Raw genomic sequence first — 19,970 nt, 5'->3', positions numbered from 1 at the left:
AAAAATTTGAGTATATTATGAGTTATGTAATTAAGTTATGGGAAAAAGATCAATATTCCCTCTTCCCTGCTATAATGACTGACCGTTGATTGAAAATATTTTAATAATGATCACTTGGTGTTCCTTGCCAATTAAACAATGGGGTAGGATGACAAAATTCCTATCTTTGTTCTGTCTTTGTCTATTATTGGTTGTTAGTTGTACTCCTAAACAGCAAACAAATACACCACAGTCTAGTGCTATAAACACTACTGCGGGTGATGGTCGGATTACCGTAGGGACAACGGAAAAGCCAAGAACTCTTGATCCTGCTGATGCGTATGAATTGGGATCTTTGAGTTTAGTATTTAATATGAGCGATCGCCTGTACACTTATGAACCAGGTAGTACAGAAATTAAACCACAATTGGCCACAGCATTACCAAAAGTGAGTGCAGATGGTTTAACTTATACTATTCCTATTCGCCAAGGAGTCCTATTTCATGATGATACTCCCTTCAATGCCAAAGCAATGGAGTTTAGCCTGCAACGCTTTATCGAAAATAAAGGTAAACCATCCTTCCTACTGTCTGATACCGTAGCTTCAGTTAAAGCCACAGGAGAGTATGAATTAACAATTAAACTGAAAAAACCCTTTGCAGCTTTTCCTTCGTTGTTAGCATTTTCTGGAGTCTGTGCAGTTTCGCCAAAATCCTATGAAATTGGGGCGGGAAAATTTAAACCGAATATTTTTGTTGGCACTGGTGCTTACAAATTAGCCAAATATGGAACTGATTCCTTAAAGTTTGATGTATTTGATAAATATTGGGGAACAAAACCCGAAAACAAAGGTGTCAATGTCCAAATTCAAACCAGTCCAGTTAACTTATTTAACGCCTTTAAAACTGGGGCGATAGATGTCGCCTATCTATCCTTACAACCGGATCAAATTCAGAGTTTAGAAGCCAGTGCGAAAAAGGGAGATTGGCAAGCTATATCTGCTCAAGGTAGTGTAGTTACTTATATGACTTTAAATCGCAATCAAAAACCTTTAGATAAAGTAGAGGTGAGACAAGCGATCGCATCATTAATTGATCGTAAATTATTAAATGATCGGGTATTATTATCACAAGCTGATCCTCTTTACAGCATGATTCCCACCACCTTCAACGTTTCCCAACCATTGTTTCAAGATAAATATGGTGATGGTAAATTTGAAGAAGCCAAAAAATCCTTAGTCGCTGCTGGTTTCTCCAAAGAAAATCCAGCAAAAGTGCAAATTTGGTATCCTGCAAGTTCAATGACGCGCAGTTTAGTTGCACAAACCTTAAAATCCCTAGCTGATACTAAAATGGATGGTATTTTGCAATTTGAAGTTAAAACCGTAGAAGGTGCAACTTTCTATAAAGAAATTTCCAAAGGGTTATATCCCAGTACCTTAACTAATTGGTATCCAGACTTTTTAGATCCAGATAACTACGTACAGCCATTTTTAGCCTGTGAAAAAGGTTCAGTTGCTAAAGGTTGCGAAACCGGCGGTAGTCAAACTCAGGGGTCGTTCTATTATAGTGAAGCTATGAATAAACTCATAGATCAACAACGCAAAGAACAAAATCCTGAAGCCCGGAAAAAAATATTTGCCGACATTCAAACCCAAGTATTAACCGATGTTCCCTACATTCCCTTATGGCAAAATAAAGACTTTGTATTTGCTCAAAAAGGCGTAGCCAATGTCAATCTTGATCCCACCCAAAACCTAATTTACAAAACAATTAAAAAGTAGTCATTAGGATTGATTCCTCGTTCCCAGACTCCGGCTGGGAATGCCATTTAGAGGCTCTGCCTCTTGTTAATTAGATGAGGCAGAGCCTCAAGACTGCATTCCTGGTCTCTGACAAGGAACGAGGTTAATCCTTCTTTCTTCATTCTTCTTTCTTCTCTCGTTCCCAGACTCCGGCTGGGAATGCCATTTAGAGGCTCTGCCTCTTGTTAATTAAATGAGGCAGAGCCTCAAGACTGCATTCCTTGTCTCTGACAAGGAACGAGGTTAATCCTTCATTCTTCTTTCTTGATTCTGACTCCTATAGAAAATATGTCTCGTTCTAAAGCATTACAGTATTACATAGTTTCCCGGTTACTATTTGCGCCACTGCAACTATTAACCATTATCACCATTGTCTTTATTTTACTTAGAGCCACCCCAGGAGATCCCGCAGATGCAATTCTGGGAGGAAGAGCGCCAGAAAGTGCAAAAGAAGAATTAAGAAAACAACTTGGTTTAGACTTACCAATTTGGTTACAATATCTCAATTATTTAGGTAATTTACTACGCTTTGATTTAGGAACTTCCTTAACCAGTCGCGGGCAAAATATAGGGGAAATAATTAGTCAATATTTTCCAGCCACAGTAGAATTAGCATTTGCGAGTATGGCTGTGGCGCTGATTGTCGGCGTTTTAGTGGGAACTATTTCCGCTTCTCGTCCGGGAACTGCTTTTGATATTGGTGGGCGTTTATTTGGGATTATTACCTACGCACTACCGATGTTTTGGGCAGGTATGTTATTACAATTAGTTTTTTCAGTTCAATTGGGTTGGTTTCCCAATTCCAATCGTTTTCCCCCTAATCTTCCTGCACCTACAAATATTACTGGTTTATATACAATTGATAGTTTATTAGCTGGGAATTTAAGTCAATTTTTCATATCTTTACATCATTTAGCTTTACCAAGTTTAACTTTAGGAATTTTGCTAAGTGGCATTTTTGAACGCATTGTCAGAGTTAACTTAAAACAGACTTTAAAAGCTGATTATGTAGAAGCGGCTAGAGCGCGAGGAATTCCTGAAAATAAGATTTTAGTTTCCCATGCTTTAAAGAATGCCTTAATCCCGGTAATTACGGTCTTAGGATTAACATTTGCTTCCTTATTAGGTGGAGCGATTTTAACAGAGGTGACATTTTCCTGGCCAGGGTTAGCAAATCGTTTATATCAAGCTATTGCCGACCGAGATTATCCTACCGTTCAGGGTGTGTTAGTATTTTTTGGGGCAATTGTGGTGAGTGCCAGTATTCTGATTGATATTCTCAATGCTTATGTAGATCCGAGAATTAGATATTAAAAAAGGAGTATGATTTTAGCATGGCTAACGCCATACACCATACAGTGCTAATAGAAAGTGATTAGCTAGACTGATAACTTTGTCAAAAAAATTTTAGATCGCTACTTTTTAAACTCATGTAAAAGAACAGCACTCTTGTGAAAACAGATACTATATTCTATCAACTATTTCAGACATTACCTAGTATCCTTTTTGAACTGATTGGCAAGCCAGCCACAGAAGCGGAAGCATATCAATTCACATCTGTAGAAATTAAGGAATTAGCATTTCGCTTTGATGGTTTATTTATACCTGATTCAGAAATACCTGAACAACCGATTTACTTTGTAGAAGTTCAATTTCAACCGAAAGCGGATTTTTACTGGCGGTTATTTACCGAAATCTTTGTTTATCTGAATCAATATCAACCAAAGAATGATTTTCACGCAGTAGCCATTTTTGCTAAACGTAGTTTAGATCCTGGTGTACCAATGCAGTATCGGGGTTTGCTAATGAGTCAGCAAATCACGTTTATTTATTTGGATGAGTTGGAGGTAACAACGGATAATTCAATAGGACTGGGAATGGTACAGCTAGTAGTGGAAAAAGAGGAAACTGCTATTGATCATACAAGGCAGTTAATCCAAAAATCTCGACAACAATTAGCAGATGCCAGTAAAAGACAAAAAGTCTTAGAATTGTTAGAGACGATCTTGGTTTACAAATTAAGTAATTTAACTCGCCAGGAGATTGAAGCAATGTTTACTCTAGATGAATTAAAGCAAACAAGGTATTTTCGAGAAGTTGCGGAGGAGGCGAAAGTACAAGGTAAGTTAGAAGGTAAGTTGGAAGGTAAGTTAGAAGGTAAGTTGGAAGGTAAGTTGGAAGGTAAGTTGGAAGGTAAGTTGGAAGGTAAGTTAGAAACAGTACCTTTGTTATTACAGTTAGGTTTGACTGTGGAACAAATAGCCGCAAATTTGGCTGTGGATATTGAAGCGGTAAGAAAGGTTGCGGAAACATCTGTTAATGAAACTCCTTCAGAGTAATTAGAAGAAATGGAAAGTGATTAGTTCAACTGATCACTTTTTTAATATTTTGCAATTAATTGTCTAATTTCTACTCCTTGGTCTTTTAAGGCTTGTTTCCAGTCAAACTTTAACTTTTATTCCTACCTACTAAATGGTTATGCTATCAGACACATTATTACCTTTGCAAACTACGAGGATCAAGAGCATCACGTAAGCCATCACCTAATACATTAAATGACAAAACGGTAATAATAATCAGAATTGCTGGTGGTAAAATTAGCCAAGGTTGTAATACTAAAATAGAAGCATTACTGGCTAAAGAAAGCATATTTCCCCAAGAAGGATCTGGTTGTTGAATACCTAAACCAATTAGACTTAATACTGCTTCTGCTCCAATAAAACTAGGAATTGTTAAAGTAGCAGAAATAATAATGTAAGTTGCAGTTTGTGGTAAAACATGACGAACAATAATATAAATGGGATTACCACCCATTACCTTTGCTGCTTGCACAAATTCAAGTTCTTTGATTGATAATACCTGTCCGCGAATTATCCTCGCTAAACCTGCCCAACTAATTACAGAAGTGATGAGAATGATTAATAAAAATCGCTGAGTGCTGGTTAATTTTGGACTCAAAATTCCTGATAGTGCTACTAATAAATAAATACTCGGAAAGGTCATCAATACTTCTGCCAAACGCATGATGATACTATCAATTATTCCCCCAAAATAGCCCGAAATACCACCAATAAGCAAAGCCAATGGATAGGTAATAATAATCCCAAAAATACCAATAAACATACTAATCCGACCACCATGCAGCAGCCGACTAAATTGATCGCGTCCTTGTTCGTCTGTTCCCAAAATATTCAATTTTGCGTCACCAATAACGCCAAACAAATGCCAATTTAAAGAAATCCCCGGAATAATTGTGACTTCCTGCCATTTTGGTGGGAGGGAAATAGTCAAGTTGAATAATTGATATTTAGGTCCAGCCACAAATAATCTTAATGGTGAAGGTTTTGTCTGGTCTATAATTATTTTTCTTTCCCCGGTTTCTAAATTAGTATCTCCTTGTGTTGTAGGATATACATGAGGTCCAATAAACTGCCCTGATTGAGATACCCAATGAATCTGAGTCGGTGGCAGTAGCGAACCATTGGTTTGTGAATCATAAGGGTTATAAGGAGCGATGAAATCAGCCCCAATTACTGCTAAATAGAAACAGAAGAGGACAATTGCCCCAGTTCGTGCTAAAGGGTTTTTGTTGAGTCGTTGCCACCAATTCATAGTTTTTGACGTAAAAGTTAATGTTGATTAATTGTTGATAAAAGTATATATCAATAGATTAGATAAAAAACCGCAAACCTATTTTATGAATAACCTGCATCACCATCGGTCACAATTTCCCGCTTTAAGTAATAAGCTTTATTTTAACTACGGAGGACAGGGTCCAATGCCGCAAAGGGCTATGGATGCTATCACCCAATCTCAAGCCCATATTCAAAGTATAGGTCCTTTTGGGAGTGAGGCATACAGTTGGATTGCACCGCAAATACAAGCCAGTCGGGAAGCGATCGCCTCTATACTAAATGTACCATCTGATACAATAACTCTCACTGGTAATGTCACAGTCGGTTGTAACATTGCCTTATGGGGAATTGATTGGCAACCGGGTGATCATCTTCTCCTTTCTGACTGCGAACACCCTGGTGTCATTGCTACTGCCCAAGAAATTGCCCGCAGATTTGCAGTAGAGGTTACTACCTGTCCCTTAATGGCTACTTTAAATGAGGGGAATCCCATCAGTATTATTGCTGAAAACCTCCGTCCCAAAACCCGCTTAGTAGTTTTAAGTCATGTCCTATGGAATACAGGTCAAGTTTTACCCATTGATAAAATTGTAGAAATATGCAAAAGCAACAATTCTCTGTTATTGATAGATGCGGCTCAATCAGTGGGCGTTCTTCCTTTGGATTTAACTGCTTTGGGTGTAGATTTTTATGCCTTTACTGGTCACAAATGGTTATGCGGTCCTGCTGGTGTGGGTGGTTTATATGTGCGTCCTCAAGCCAGGGAAAATTTGCACCCTACTTTCATTGGCTTAAATGGAGTAGTTACTAATAATCAAGCCCAACCGACGGGTTGGCAACCAGATGGACGCAGATATGAAGTATCTACTTTACCAACTTCATTATATGTAGGTTTAAAAGAAGCAATTACAATTCATGAACAATGGGGGACAGCACAGGAAAGATATGAGCAAATTTGCAAAAATAGTAATTATCTCTGGCAAAAATTAAACTCTTTACCTAATGTTAAATGTTTAAAAAATTCACCTCCAGAAAGTGGATTGATTTCTTTTCAATTAACTAATCAGCCTAGTTCTAAATTAGTGCAATCTCTAGAGTCAGAAAATATTTTAACTCGAACAATTGCCAGTCCTAATTGCATTCGTGTGAGTGTTCATTATTTAACATTAGAATCAGAAATTGACCAATTAATAGCAGCTATAAAAGGCGACTAGAAGTCGCGGCTACACAGACAAAACCCACCTTCGTGGGTTAAATATTAGTCCGCGACGGCGGACTTTGCTTGTGTAGTAGTGATTTCCAATCGCCTAATAAGTAGGTGAACACAATAAAACCAATCTATGTAAAGAAAAGTAAAATCCCCCAAACCCTCTTCACTCTTGCCTTTTGCATGAGTGCCTCTTGCCTTGCCATAACGACGATTTTCAATGCTAACCTACTTACTCTTTTTAACCTTGTTTTAAATCATGAAAAGACCAACTATATATATAGCCATCACAAATCACGGTTTTGGTCATGCTACCCGCACAGCTTCCATTGCTAACACCATCCAAAAATTATATCCTGAAGCATTATTAATTCTAGTCACCACTGCACCTCGCTGGTTACTGGAATCTTATATAGAGGGTGATTTTATTTTACGTCAACGGGCGTTTGATTTAGGTGTGATTCAAGCTGATAGTTTGACAATGGATAAACCAGCAACTTTAGCAAAACTGCGAGAAATTCAAAAAAATCATAAATCCTTAATTGCTTCAGAAGTTAATTTTATTCGTCAAAATCGCGTTGATTTAATTTTAGCAGATATTCCTTTTCTAGCTGCTGGATTTGCTGAAGCTACGAATATTCCTTGCTGGATGATTAGTAACTTTGGTTGGGATTTTATCTATCGAGATTGGGGGGAAGAATTTACGGAAATGGCTGATTGGATTAGTGATTGGTATAGAAAATGCGATCGCCTATTTCGTCTTCCTTTCCATGAACCCATGTCAGCATTTACCAACATTACAGATGTCGGTTTAACTGGTGGTTCTCCCCATTTTAATATTGATGAATTACGTAACAATTGGGGAATAACTACATCCTTAGAAAAAACTATCTTAATGACATTTGGTGGCTTGGGTTTGCAAGAAATTCCTTACACTAATACCAGCAGATTTCCCGATTGGCAATTTATTACTTTTGATGCCTCAGCCCCAGATTTACCTAACTTAATTAAAATTACAAATCATCAATATCGTCCTGTGGATTTTATGCCGATTTGTGGGAGAATTATTTCTAAACCTGGATATGGGACATTTTCAGAAGCTACCCGTCTAGAAATACCAGTTGTAACCATACCCCGTCATGATTTTGCCGAAGCAGCTTTCATGTTAGCAGGAATTGCTAATTACAACCACCATCAAATTCTCACAACACCAGAATTTTTTCAAGGAGATTGGGATTTTCTTGATCAATCACCCCAAGCACCAAAGCAACCCAACATCATAGCCAAAGATGGGAATGAAACAATAGCCAAAGCTGTGATAGATTATTTAGAGACAAATATAGCGGTATGCACCTGAATAAAATACATCATAAGCCCCCTCCTTGCACCCCCCTGAATCCCCCCGCAGCAGGGGGGAGAAAAGGATAAACTTCTTGTATTTCACTCAGCCAAGAACCGCTATATATAAACTACTATAAACTAGCCATGACCCACTACCAAAAACTATTAAGAGTTTCCACCAATGGAAAATCATTTCACAATATTACCGCCAAAATTGAAGCTATTGTTGCCGAATCTGGTATAGAAACTGGGCTTTGTAGTTTATTTTTACGTCACACCTCAGCTAGTTTAGTAATTCAAGAAAATGCTGATCCTGATGTATTACTTGATTTAGCTAATTTCATGACAAAAATAGTCCCAGAAGGAAACCATTACATTCATGATGCTGAAGGACCAGACGATATGCCAGGACATATCCGCACAGTTTTAACCCATACCTCCGAACAAATTCCCATTAATCGTGGTCATTTGGTATTAGGAACATGGCAAGGAATCTATGTTTGGGAACATCGTCAACAGAATAATGTGAGAGAGTTAGTAGTTCATATTTCTGGATAGGATTGAAAAAGTTATCTGTGATGTTCCCCCCCCACCTCTCTTCTCCCCCTACCTCTCTTCTCCCCCTCCCCCCCCTACCTCTCTTCTCCCCCCCCACCTCTCTCCCCCCGTCATTTTCGGGTTGACAGACTACTACCTCAGCAGACCCAAAACGATAACCTCTACCATAAACAGTATGAATCATTGGTGTTTCATCCACTCCTTCTACCTTGCGACGCAACAGACGAATTAAAGCCGCAATCACATTACTATTAGGTTGCTCCTCATTTTGCCATAAATGCTGCAAAATTTGAGCATGAGTCAGTAATTGTCCTGAATTTTCCATAAAGTATTGTAATAATTGACTTTCCTTTTGAGAGAGTTCTATGATTCTTCCGTGACGATAAGCTATTTGATTTTCTATATCAAGTTCCAAATCGGCTATAACTAACTTTCCTTTTGTACTACTATAAGATTCTGTACCAGTACGACGTAACAAAGCCCGGACTCTTGCCAGTAATTCCCGTAATTCAAAAGGTTTGACTAAATAATCATCAGCACCTGCATCCAAACCTTGAACTCTGTCATCTAAAGTATCTTTTGCCGTTAGAAATAGCACAGGAGTTATTTTCCCTTGCCGACGTAATTCCTGACAAATCTCTAACCCCGTTTTTCCCGGTAACATCCAGTCTAAAATCAGTAAATCATAACTGCCTATTGCCGCTAAATTACTGCCACTTATTCCATCATCAGTAGCATCAACACTGTAACCTTCACGGGTTAACAGACGACTTAAAGGGTCAGTTAGTTCGACTTCATCATCAACTAATAAAATTTTCATATGTTAGTAGTGAGTAATATAGATATATTCTCAATATAGTGAACTGCAAACACATCAAGAATACAAAAAAAAAGAATGTTAACTGTTGCAATACCAAAAGGGGAACTACTTAAACCTAGTCTCCGCATATTACAATCTGTAGGATTAGATTTTAGTGCTTTTTTAGAATCAGGCAACCGCCAATTGCAAATTCCTGATGCCAGTGGACAAGCAAAAGCATTGTTAGTCCGAGCGCAAGATGTACCTGTTTATGTAGAATATGGTCAGGCACAATTGGGAATTGTCGGCTACGATGTCCTGAGAGAAAAACAGCCCCAAGTTGCCCAATTAGTAGATTTAAAATTTGGATATTGTCGGATGTCTGTGGCTGTAAAAGCTACCAGTTCCTACAAATCTCCTTTAGATTTACCTGCTCATGGTCGAGTTGCTTCTAAATATGTAAATTGTGCGCGAGAATATTTCCAAGGTTTGGATTTACCAATAGAAATTGTCCCCTTATACGGTTCTGTGGAATTAGGTCCAATTACCGGAATGTCGGAAGCAATTGTTGATATAGTTTCCACAGGAAAGACTTTAAAGGAAAATGGTTTAATTGAAATTGCGACTTTGTATGAAAGTACAGCCCGGTTAATTGTCCACCCTTTAAGTTATCGGTTGAATACAGGTAATTTAGATCAATTAATTGAACAAATGCGATTAGGACTTCTCACAGCAGTTTAGTTTAGTTTCTCAGATCCCCGACTTCTCCAAGAAGTCGGGGATCTTAAATTTAGGATTTTTTGACGTTATTGACAGCACTAAGTTGATCTAAAATTGCGAGAACCTCTTGTTCAAATGCAACTTGAGCGCGGTTAGTTTTTCCGCCAATATACAAAGTTTCGCCCTTTTGTAAAGCCCAAATTTGAGAATGGGAGAAATAACTCATAACTACACCTAACATCAACAAACCAAAACCTGTATAAACAATAGGAATACCAGGATCAAATTTGATTTGTAAACCCGTGCTACCCATGACATCAAGAATTTGTAAATTTACCCCATTTACAGGGGTAGACATTCCTGCACGCACAGTATTAATTAATTTACCTTGGGCATCATAAATTAATACCATACCTTGCAAATCCTTGGCTAATAGGGAAACACCTTCACTTAAATCAGGTTTAGTCGGAATCCAAGTTCCCCAAATTCTCCCTCTACCTTTGGTGTCTAATTGTACCATTGGTAATTGAAAAATTGGACTTTTATTTAATCTCACCCGAACATTAGAAATTCCCCAATCTGTTTGATAGAAAACGACACCATGATAACGGAGAGGTTTGTTAACATAAATTTTCTCATGGTTAACTTCTTGACCATCATTATTCAACACAGACATATCTGAATAAAATTGGTCAATCCCCCCCGTTGGTGTGTAATCAATCCAAAAGCGATTGACACGCACAGACCAATCTTTTAACACATCTGTAGATGACCAAGCACCAGCATCAACAATATTTTTTACCTGGAATGTATCACCGCTAGTAATCATTTCTTGAGCCATGAATCCCGTCATTGCTCCCCAAATTCCTCCCAGCAAAATAGCAACAATACCAATGTGAACAATGATCGGACCAATGCGCCCAACTATACCTTTACGGGCATAGAGAATATCATCTTTCTTTTGATTTGTTCCTTGAAATATTCGATAACTTTTTTGCTGCAAAATTGACGGAATTGATGACAAACAAACACCCTCCAATTCAGCGCTCAAAGCTAACTTTGTAAAGTTACGAGGTTCTTCGTAATATTTCCACTTCTGAGCAGCTTTGAGGGCTGGTAATTGCCGAGTAAAGGTACAAGCTGTTAAACTAGTTCCAAATAAAACTAATAAACTCAAAAACCACCAAGTTCTATATACATGATCTAATCCAACTACTTGAATAACTTTCCAAGAAAGAAAACCAAATAAAGCAGGATGTTCTGGATAATTAGATTGGTAAAAATCAGGCAATTGTCCCTGTTCAATTACTGTACCACTAACACTAAATAAGGCAATAACCAGTAATAGGATAATTGCCAACCGTAAATCAGTTAATACAGGTAAAATTTGCCGACGGATAAACCTACCAGGGATTAACCACCAACTTAATTCTGTGGATGTTGTCTGATCTGAAGTCATTGCTTAGAAACTACCAATAGGAATGCGAGAAAGTAAAGAAAAAACACCAAAGCCTACTAATAACCCACCACTAACAGGATTGATCCAACCAGACCAACGGCGCAATTCTAATAGGTTTTTAATTGCAGCAGTAAATGTACCTGCTAGAATTAATGGAGTTACATATCCGGCTGTGTAAGAAAGTAGTAAAACAGCACCTAAAACTAAATCTTGAGTATTAGCAACCCAACCTAATAAACTAGCTAAAACTGGTGTGCTACAAGGAGAAGCGACTAACCCAAATGTTAAACCAATCAAGTATGAACGGACTCCGGCAGGTAAATCTTGAGAAATCCAATTTGTTTCATTCAAAGAAGGAAATTGTATGGGTAATGCTTCTAATAAGTTTAGTCCCATAATAATAGCGATAATGCTGACAATAATTGGTAAACCAATTCCTATCTGTCCATAGACTTTACCAACTAAACCTGCGAGGATTCCCATACCTGCTAATGTAGTTGCTAATCCTAACGCGAACCAAGTTGATTGGGCTGCTGCTTGCAAACGACTTTTAGCCTCATAACCACCAATATAGCCAATGGTAATGGGCAGCATAGATAGCATACAAGGCGTGAGGCTGGTCAGCAAGCCAGCCAGAAAAATAATGCCAATGCTGACGAAACTCAAGTGGGTGAGTTGGTTCGCAACAAGGGTGTTGGCAAATTGTTCAAGTTCATAAATGCGTGTTTCCAGAGTTTCTAGCATGGGTATATTTACGTGATAAATGCTTACTCTGCTTGAATTTTAACGTATTTTGGGTGATGAAGTCATAAAAGTAAGTATCATACTGCAAAGTATACTTCCGGATTTTTGTGAAAAATTAATGAATTTATAGTAAAGATTACCCGAAATTGGATTAAGAGACTTCCAAATAAAAAAATGTCCCAAAACTGATGCAGAAATTCTCTCTCTGTGTACTCTGTGCCTCTGTGGTTCGTTTCTTAGGATAATTTATTTCTTGGAAGTCTCTAATTGTTCTGACAGTTGCCTTAATGGCACATTATCATCAAATACACATTTAAAATCAAAAAGACTCATTCAGAAGGAATCTACCACCATGACTCGCAAAGCCAACAAAGTCTTACAACAATCTGGAGTTATTCCCTATCGAATCATAGATGGAAAAGTTGAAGTTCTATTGATTACCACTCGCAGCCGTCAAGGTTGGGTAATTCCTAAAGGGGGACTTTGTAAAGGTATGAGTCCCCATGATTCAGCAGCTAAGGAGGCATGGGAAGAAGCAGGAGTGGTCGGTAGAGTCACAACTGAAGAGTTAGGTAATTATAAATATCGAAAACGCGGGAATACCTATCAAGTAAATTTATTTTTACTACCTGTAGAAATAATCTTAGAAGATTGGCCAGAAGCTACCGCCAGAGAAAGAAAATGGTTAGAGGTGAATCAAGCCGCCGAATTAGTCAAGGAAACTTCACTCAAAAAAATTATTCAAAATTCATGGATATAGACACCTATCCAGAATATCCAGATCCCCGACTTCTTAAAGAAGTCGGGGATCTTATTTTAAATCATCTCAAAAGCTAAATTATGACTTTTAAGAAAATTATGAGTAAAATGATCTACTACATTTGTATCACTCAATTCTAAATTGTAAAAATCTACAAACTCATGATCAAAATATGGTCCTGCGTGCCAAGTTCCTACACTTAATTTAATAAAACAATTTCCCGGAATCCGAAAAGCCGCAAGTTTTGATAATAGAGGTTCATTCGTCTCATTATCAGGTGGACAAACTGCCATTAACCAATCTTTACCCTCCAAAGAACCTAAACATTGAGTACATTTGATATGACGAGTAATTTGGTGAAATTTCCGTCCTTTTTTTTGCAATCGCATAATATAAAAACGGGGAATACCATTTTGTAAATTTAACTGTGCATCTTCTTGATCAAAATTTTTCCCATCTTTACTTGCGTATATTACCTGTCCATAAGGTTGAAAATTTTCTGGTGTAATCAATTGACATGGCAGTTCTTGTATTGTTGATAATGCACTCATAACTTTTTTACTTCATAGTTTAGCTACAATCTAACAACGCCTGTTTAAATTCTGCTGCTGTTTGAAAATAAATTTGCGGTTGTTCCCGCAAAGCTAAATCTATCACCTTTGCTAACTTTTGGGGAATACCATGATGACGCTGAAGGATAGGAACAGGGCTATTTTGTAAAACTGATAACCAAGGATCACCTGTAAAATTACGGGGGAAATATCCCGTTAGCATATTATATAAACAAGCTGCTGTTGCCCAGATATCAATTTCCGGTAATTCGTCTTTAAAATTTAGCACCTGTTGACGCGGCATAAATGCAGGTGTTCCCATCTTTGTGCCGGTTAAAGTTTGTCCACTTAACCCAGCTAAGTCAAATGCTTTGGATAAACCGTAATCGCCTATTTTTACAACTATTTTATCGTTAATTTTACTGATGAAAATATTATTGGGTTTTAAATTTTGATGAACTAAACCCTTATCTTTTGTCATTATTCCATCAACTGATTTAATATAGGGAATTTCGACTTCATGGGCATATATTAAACCATCAAGAACTTGTAAGGTTATATCTACGGCAATATCAATAGGTAAACGCCATCCTGATCTTTGCATGAAGTCCCAAACATTACCTCCTGGAAAATATTCCATTGTGAAAAAGAAAGTATTTTCTACAAAGCCATAATCTAACAATTGCACAATATTAGGATGTTGTAAAATCTTGATGTTTTCTGTTTCTCTCAAAAACATTTCTATCCCATTTTTTTGATTTGCAACCGCAGGTAACATAATCTTAAGAGCGATGGATTTCTTGGTTTGAATATCCTTGGCTGCAAATACTTCTGCAAAGTCACCTTTACCTAATGACTTGGTTAAACTATAGCCAGAGATACTTTGAAGACTAGCATGACCACTTTGAGATAAATTTATGAGTTTTTCAGCAACGGTTAAAAAATTCCGTTGTTCGTTTTCTTCTGGGACAGGTAAATCTGGTATTTGGTTTAATTGATCTTCTACTTGTACGCTAATTTTAAAAAGAATATCACCCAACTTAATTTCATCACCGTCCTGTAAATTGTATTCGGGAAAACTTAATTTTACAGCTTCTTGGGCTGGTTGTTGCCTTTGTCTTTGTCCAATTTTTTTACCGTTTACAAAAGTACCATTTAAACTTCCTAAATCTCGCACACGAATATCTGGGGGGTTAATATCAAGTAAACAGTGATAGCGGGAAATAGTCATATCAACCTTGTCAGCTATTTGCAAGTTACAATCATCGTTTCTGCCAACAATACAAGTGCTGCGAGATTCAAAAACATATTGTTTTCTAGAAAGTTTACCCTGTGTGATGGTAAGTGTAATTTTAGATGGCATTTTTAATAATTAATAATTCAAACTTGAACTAGTGCTTATGCGAAGTTAATTTATATAGCATAACAGATTCATGAATGCTTAGATTATTATTAAAACAAGTTATGAATTATACTCAGAAATTACTCCCATATATTTAGCTTAAACTCAATACCACTTTTCAAACATCCTCTGATAAAAAAGGGAGAAAATATGGCGTTGCTGATTAAGGGTATGAATTTTAGTCTCACGCAAAGGCGCAATCACGCTTCGTGATTTCGAAGAGTAGACGCAAAGGTAAGATTTTTAAAGGTTCAATTTGGAAATTTCATACCTCGATTCAGCAACGCCGAAAATATATATATTTCTCTCCCTTTTCTCATCAGCAGAACTTAGATTTTACCAATACTGTGTAGTCCTAAAATAATACCTGCTCCTAAAATATGCCCAAAAGAAGCAGTTGCTAATACCGCAGGTAAACCAAAACCACCGAAAAGTTGAGGTGCTGGTAATTCTGGTTTAGCGTTAGGATGCTCAATAGTGAATTTGCCAACAGCAATAGCGAAAATATTGGCAATAATCATAATTATGCCAATATTAGGACTCCATTCTAGAGATGTGGTGACTGTAGCCAGTAAGTTTGAAGTCAACATCTAATTTACTCCTGATATTTTCGGATGCTTGACAATATCATCCAAATATTGATTAATAAAAATCTATATAATTGCTTACTTTGTAGTAAATTTTAACATTTGTTTTCAATTCTTAATAAGGATAACTGCTGTACTGAATAACAATTTTCGATATTTGTCGCTGTTTTAATGGTATATCTGTAATGGCTGGTAATTGCTAAAATAAGGGTAATTATTTCCTGGATTGATCATGTCCTCAACTCTTGATTCTTTACCGCCGGCACTGAATAAAATTGTCCACCGTTTTCAACGTGCTACAGAACCTAAACGACGATATGAGCAGTTGATATGGTATGCTCAAAAGCTACAAGAGTTCCCTGAAGATGGGAAAATTCCCGAAAATAAAGTTCCAGGTTGTGTTTCTCAGGTGTATGTTACGGCATCACTAGAAGATGATAAAGTCATCTTTCAGGGTGATTCTGATTCCCAATTAACAAAGGGATTGTTAGCATTATTAATAGAAGGATTAAATGGATCAACACCCACAGAAATAGTTCAGCTTACTCCTGATTTTATTCAAGAAACTGGCTTAAATGTGAGTTTGACTCCTTCCCGCGCTAATGGTTTTTACAATATTTTCAAAACAATGCAAAAAAAAGCTTTGGAATGTAAATTAGAAAATTAGCAATTGGCGATTCAACAACTCGAATACTTTTTCAGGGTTTAAATTATTCTTTCTTTGTTGTGAACTTCCCTCGGCTATGGAGACTGGGCAACCACGGGGGGCATTGGTGTCAACTTAACGTAAAACACCTATCCCGCAAAGAACTCAAGTCACCTCGTTCCCAGTCTCTGACTGGGAATGAATTCTAGAAGGCTCTGCCTTCAATGATATTAGAGGCAAAGCCTCATTAACTGCATTCCTAGTCAGAGACTAGGAACGAGATGTGGTAGGGATTTGAGCTTAAGTTGACACCATTACGCGGGGGGTTGCCCCTACAGATTCTGAATATTAATAATGATAGATTATGCTCCTTCTGAGCGATCGCTTTTTTGACTAGGAGAAGATTCATAAAGAGCATCCAACTGTTCCCGTGCATCCTCAATATTAATTGAACGCATGACTAGCAGTGGTTCTTTAATCATGTTACCTGCGCTGTCTAACAATTCGGGATGGGAAACATACTGCTTTCTACCCGCATAATAACCAAAGCCACCTTGTGATGATTGGTTAGCTGAATATGTCCTTTCTCTATCGAAACTGAACATGATCAGATTCCGAATTAAGTTACCGACAGCTATGAATGCCAAAACGGTGAAAGCTAGAATATAAAGTAGGTGTAGCATTGAATTTTCCTCCAGAACAGTAAAGGTTAAAAATGTTATTTCGTAAAACTTAAAACTCCGCAAATAAATGATTCGCGGTAAAAAAAGAAGAATGTAAAATTTCTTACTTGTGCGCCTATGTTATTTGATGCAATCCTTATATTCAGATTAAGGTAACATGAGACACATTATTTTTTTATGAAAACAATGTTAAGAATTGTCTAATATCTTTACAATTTCCAACTCATTTAGATTTTGCCAGGGATTTATTATTCCTTGGATTGACCTAAACGCATTCCCACACTCCAACATTCTGTAACTAATTGATGCCAAGGCATTACACTTGCCATATCAATTCCCACTTGTTTTTCAGTTGCTGTAAACAACATCCTTACTGTGTTCAGTTCACATTCTGCATCTTTGACTCGTTTTAGTAAGTTTAGTTGCTCTTGTTCACTCATGAATTGGATTTTCTCATTTTCCAGGATTTGACTATAGCGCTCAAACCAATATTGAAAATCCTCTAACAGCGGTTCTAAGACTGATTTCAGTAAATCAGCACTTGGTAAATTCGAGTCTCTCATATACGAGAAGCATATTTCCTAATTCTCTTTTTATATTAACGTTATTTACGATTCTTAACAATCAATTCATAACTTCTCACATCAAAAATCTTGTAAATCTGTAACTTCGTATCTGAAGCACAATTATATAAATTTGGCAATAAATTTGTAAAGCTCCTTGGGAGTAAGCCTGGATACCTCTAAAGGAATAAATCATTCAGGAGTCAGAAAGAAGAAAGAATTAAAACTGCTATAGCGGTATGCAGTGGAAATAAGATCCAACATTTACCTAAAAAACCGTAAACCAAAAGACTTTCAACTGTGTTCCCTGCTATATATAGGGTTTGCTGAATAAGTTGTCTGTGAAGCGTAAGCGTACCCCAAGGCGCAAGGGAGTATGTGGAGTATGTCACCAGAAGTCTGTGATTGAGCTAAATTAGGAGAAACCATAGCCAGTGGACTATTATTTATTTTGTAAAGATATTTTTTGTCAAGTTTATTTTTAACACTTCGCCAAAAGTTTAACAGCCAATGTCGCCAAATCAAGAAACCCAAGCAGTCGAAAAAATCTATTTACCCCGTACCAGCGAATCAGAAACTTTAAAAAAGATTCGCCATACAGCTTCCCATATCATGGCAATGGCAGTACAAAAGCTGTTTCCCAAGGCGCAAGTCACAATTGGTCCTTGGATTGAAAACGGGTTCTATTATGATTTTGATAGTCCAGAACCCTTTAGTGATAAGGATTTGAAAACCATTCAAAAAGAAATGGTGAAGATTATTAATCGCAAATTGCCATTAATTCGGGAAGAAGTCAGCCGCGAAGAGGCACAACACCGCATTGAAGCTATTAAAGAGCCTTATAAGCTAGAAATTCTGGCTGATATCAAACAAGAACCCATCACGATTTACCATTTGGGAGATCAATGGTGGGATTTGTGTGCTGGGCCACATTTGGAAAATACCAGCGAAATAAATCCCAAAGCTATAGAATTAGAAAGCGTTGCTGGTGCTTATTGGCGGGGAGATGAAAAAAAAGCCCAGTTACAACGCATTTATGCTACGGCTTGGGAAACTCCCGAACAATTAGCAGAATACAAACGCCGCAAGGAAGAAGCTTTACGCCGTGATCATCGTAAACTGGGTAAAGAACTGGGGTTATTTATCTTTTCCGATTTAGTCGGTCCTGGTTTACCTTTGTGGACTCCGAAAGGAACTTTGTTAAGAACGATTTTAGAGGACTTTCTCAAAAAAGAGCAGTTAAAACGGGGCTATTTATCTGTGGTGACTCCCCACATTGCTAGGGTTGATTTATTTAAGACATCGGGACATTGGCAGAAATATAAGGAAGATATGTTTCCTTTGATGGCTGAAGATGAGGAAGCAAGAGCCATAGAACAGGGTTTTGTCATGAAACCGATGAATTGTCCTTTTCATATCCAAATATACAAGAGTGAATTACGCTCTTATCGGGAATTACCGATGCGGTTGGCGGAATTTGGCACGGTTTACCGTTATGAACAGTCGGGAGAATTGGGGGGTTTAACCAGGGTGCGCGGTTTTACGGTTGATGATTCTCATTTGTTTGTAACTCCTGAACAGTTAGACAGCGAATTTCTGAATGTTGTAGATTTGATTTTGAGCGTTTTCAAAAGTCTGCAATTGAAGAATTTTAAAGCCAGATTGAGTTTCCGTGACCCAGCCAGTGATAAATATATTGGTGGGGATGAAGTTTGGGATAAAGCGGAAGGGGCGATTCGTCGCGCTGTGCAACAATTGGGAATGGAGCATTTTGAAGGCATTGGGGAAGCGGCTTTCTATGGACCCAAGCTAGATTTTATCTTCAGTGATGCTTTGGAACGAGAATGGCAATTGGGAACGGTGCAGGTAGATTATAATTTACCTGAACGGTTTGATTTAGAATATGTGGCTGAAGATGGTTCGCGTAAACGTCCAGTAATGATTCACCGCGCCCCCTTTGGTTCTTTAGAACGATTAATTGGGATTTTGATTGAAGAGTACGCGGGTGATTTTCCCTTGTGGTTAGCGCCTGTGCAAATCAGGTTATTACCTGTAGGTGATCTTCAGTTAGATTTTACCAAAGAGGTGGCAGCGAAGATGGTTGCATTGGGTATTCGGGCGGAAGTGGATTTGAGTGGCGATCGCCTGGGTAAGTTGATTCGTAACGCGGAAAAGGATAAAATACCTGTCATGGCGGTAGTTGGTGCGAAGGAAGTAGAAGCCAACAGCTTGAGTATCCGCACCCGTGCTTCTGGGGAATTGGGAGTCATAACTGTAGATGAAGTTGTGAATAAGATCACAGAAGCAATTACTAACTTTAGTAACTTCTAAAAAAGGGCGTTGCTGATTCAGAATATGATTTTACCTCACGCAGAGGCGCTCCAGTCGCAGAGAGTAAGAGTTTGAAATCATTGATTTTTCAATTTCATACTTCAGTTCAGCAACGCCTAAAAAAGTAGCGACTGTCTTGATTGTCAAGCGATCGTTAAGGAAAAATTTAAAGTCTAGGAAAAAAGTCAGAAAATAGAGGAG

General features: G+C 37.7%; 18 protein-coding genes and 1 pseudogene. 10 read left to right on the top strand and 9 right to left on the bottom strand.

Going from position 1 to position 19,970, the window contains the following annotated elements:
* Window positions 1–106: 106 nt before the first annotated feature.
* The 3 genes from HEQ36_RS10705 to HEQ36_RS10695 all read left to right on the top strand — a co-directional run bounded on the left by HEQ36_RS10705 (window position 107) and on the right by HEQ36_RS10695 (window position 4,122).
* A complete protein-coding gene (locus HEQ36_RS10705; RefSeq protein ID WP_233455445.1) occupies window positions 107–1,762 on the top strand; it encodes an ABC transporter substrate-binding protein in 1,656 nt (551 codons plus the stop codon).
* A 309-nt stretch (window positions 1,763–2,071) separates the two neighbouring features.
* A complete protein-coding gene (locus tag HEQ36_RS10700; RefSeq protein WP_168635729.1) occupies window positions 2,072–3,097 on the top strand; it encodes an ABC transporter permease in 1,026 nt (341 codons plus the stop codon).
* Window positions 3,098–3,234: 137 nt separating this feature from the next.
* Window positions 3,235–4,122 carry an Rpn family recombination-promoting nuclease/putative transposase gene (locus HEQ36_RS10695; RefSeq protein WP_168635730.1) on the top strand — a complete coding sequence of 296 codons (888 nt, stop codon included), beginning with the start codon at window positions 3,235–3,237 and terminating at the stop codon, window positions 4,120–4,122.
* Between the two features lie 157 nt (window positions 4,123–4,279).
* Here the strand turns inward: HEQ36_RS10695 and HEQ36_RS10690 are convergent, their stop codons facing one another.
* Entirely contained in the window at window positions 4,280–5,395 is a 1,116-nt protein-coding gene (locus HEQ36_RS10690; RefSeq protein ID WP_168635731.1) for an ABC transporter permease, read from the bottom strand.
* 85 nt (window positions 5,396–5,480) lie between these two features.
* Between HEQ36_RS10690 and HEQ36_RS10685 the strand changes: the two genes are divergently transcribed.
* The 3 genes from HEQ36_RS10685 to HEQ36_RS10675 all read left to right on the top strand — a co-directional run bounded on the left by HEQ36_RS10685 (window position 5,481) and on the right by HEQ36_RS10675 (window position 8,524).
* Window positions 5,481–6,632, top strand: a complete 1,152-nt coding sequence (locus tag HEQ36_RS10685; protein WP_053537944.1) for an aminotransferase class V-fold PLP-dependent enzyme — start codon at window positions 5,481–5,483, stop codon at window positions 6,630–6,632.
* Window positions 6,633–6,884: 252 nt separating this feature from the next.
* Window positions 6,885–7,982 (top strand): glycosyl transferase, encoded by a 1,098-nt coding sequence (locus HEQ36_RS10680; protein ID WP_053537943.1) that lies wholly within the window; start codon window positions 6,885–6,887, stop codon window positions 7,980–7,982.
* Between the two features lie 128 nt (window positions 7,983–8,110).
* Window positions 8,111–8,524, top strand: a complete 414-nt coding sequence (locus tag HEQ36_RS10675) for a secondary thiamine-phosphate synthase enzyme YjbQ (RefSeq protein WP_027403361.1) — start codon at window positions 8,111–8,113, stop codon at window positions 8,522–8,524.
* Between the two features lie 139 nt (window positions 8,525–8,663).
* On the opposite strand, the pseudogene rppA reads toward HEQ36_RS10675, so the two are convergent.
* Window positions 8,664–9,344, bottom strand: a pseudogene (gene rppA, locus HEQ36_RS10670) (two-component system response regulator RppA); the annotation flags it as partial.
* 75 nt (window positions 9,345–9,419) lie between these two features.
* Between rppA and hisG the strand changes: the two are divergent.
* Window positions 9,420–10,064 carry an ATP phosphoribosyltransferase gene (hisG, locus tag HEQ36_RS10665; protein WP_027403360.1) on the top strand — a complete coding sequence of 215 codons (645 nt, stop codon included), beginning with the start codon at window positions 9,420–9,422 and terminating at the stop codon, window positions 10,062–10,064.
* Window positions 10,065–10,113: 49 nt separating this feature from the next.
* Here hisG and HEQ36_RS10660 read toward each other — a convergent pair whose 3' ends face one another.
* The gene (locus HEQ36_RS10660; RefSeq protein ID WP_168635732.1) at window positions 10,114–11,502 is read right to left on the bottom strand and encodes a cytochrome c biogenesis protein; all 1,389 of its coding nucleotides are present in this window, start codon (window positions 11,500–11,502) and stop codon (window positions 10,114–10,116) included.
* 3 nt (window positions 11,503–11,505) lie between these two features.
* Entirely contained in the window at window positions 11,506–12,246 is a 741-nt protein-coding gene (locus tag HEQ36_RS10655) for a cytochrome c biogenesis protein CcdA (RefSeq protein ID WP_027403358.1), read from the bottom strand.
* Between the two features lie 352 nt (window positions 12,247–12,598).
* On the opposite strand from HEQ36_RS10655, the gene HEQ36_RS10650 reads away from it, so the two are divergent.
* Window positions 12,599–13,006 (top strand): NUDIX hydrolase, encoded by a 408-nt coding sequence (locus tag HEQ36_RS10650; protein ID WP_027403357.1) that lies wholly within the window; start codon window positions 12,599–12,601, stop codon window positions 13,004–13,006.
* Between the two features lie 56 nt (window positions 13,007–13,062).
* Here HEQ36_RS10650 and HEQ36_RS10645 read toward each other — a convergent pair whose 3' ends face one another.
* The 3 genes from HEQ36_RS10645 to psaK form a co-directional block, all read right to left on the bottom strand.
* Window positions 13,063–13,557: an ureidoglycolate lyase gene (locus HEQ36_RS10645; protein WP_053537940.1), complete on the bottom strand. Its 495-nt coding sequence runs from the start codon at window positions 13,555–13,557 to the stop codon at window positions 13,063–13,065.
* 19 nt (window positions 13,558–13,576) lie between these two features.
* Window positions 13,577–14,920 (bottom strand): protein kinase, encoded by a 1,344-nt coding sequence (locus HEQ36_RS10640; protein ID WP_053537939.1) that lies wholly within the window; start codon window positions 14,918–14,920, stop codon window positions 13,577–13,579.
* Window positions 14,921–15,288: 368 nt separating this feature from the next.
* The gene (gene psaK, locus HEQ36_RS10635; protein ID WP_027403354.1) at window positions 15,289–15,549 is read right to left on the bottom strand and encodes a photosystem I reaction center subunit PsaK; all 261 of its coding nucleotides are present in this window, start codon (window positions 15,547–15,549) and stop codon (window positions 15,289–15,291) included.
* 229 nt (window positions 15,550–15,778) lie between these two features.
* On the opposite strand from psaK, the gene HEQ36_RS10630 reads away from it, so the two are divergent.
* Window positions 15,779–16,213, top strand: coding sequence for a SufE family protein (locus HEQ36_RS10630; protein ID WP_027403353.1), 435 nt, complete (start codon window positions 15,779–15,781; stop codon window positions 16,211–16,213).
* Between the two features lie 341 nt (window positions 16,214–16,554).
* Here the strand turns inward: HEQ36_RS10630 and HEQ36_RS10625 are convergent, their stop codons facing one another.
* Window positions 16,555–16,875, bottom strand: a complete 321-nt coding sequence (locus HEQ36_RS10625) for a DUF2973 domain-containing protein (RefSeq protein WP_027403352.1) — start codon at window positions 16,873–16,875, stop codon at window positions 16,555–16,557.
* Between the two features lie 248 nt (window positions 16,876–17,123).
* Window positions 17,124–17,438, bottom strand: coding sequence for a DUF2605 domain-containing protein (locus HEQ36_RS10620; RefSeq protein WP_039201271.1), 315 nt, complete (start codon window positions 17,436–17,438; stop codon window positions 17,124–17,126).
* 510 nt (window positions 17,439–17,948) lie between these two features.
* Between HEQ36_RS10620 and thrS the strand changes: the two genes are divergently transcribed.
* A complete protein-coding gene (gene thrS, locus HEQ36_RS10615) occupies window positions 17,949–19,769 on the top strand; it encodes a threonine--tRNA ligase (protein ID WP_168635733.1) in 1,821 nt (606 codons plus the stop codon).
* Window positions 19,770–19,970: the final 201 nt, after the last annotated feature.

It is taken from the genome of Anabaena sp. 54 (assembly GCF_017355725.1).
GTDB classification, from domain to species: domain Bacteria; phylum Cyanobacteriota; class Cyanobacteriia; order Cyanobacteriales; family Nostocaceae; genus Dolichospermum; species Dolichospermum heterosporum.
This window is presented reverse-complemented; position numbering and strand designations above follow the sequence as displayed.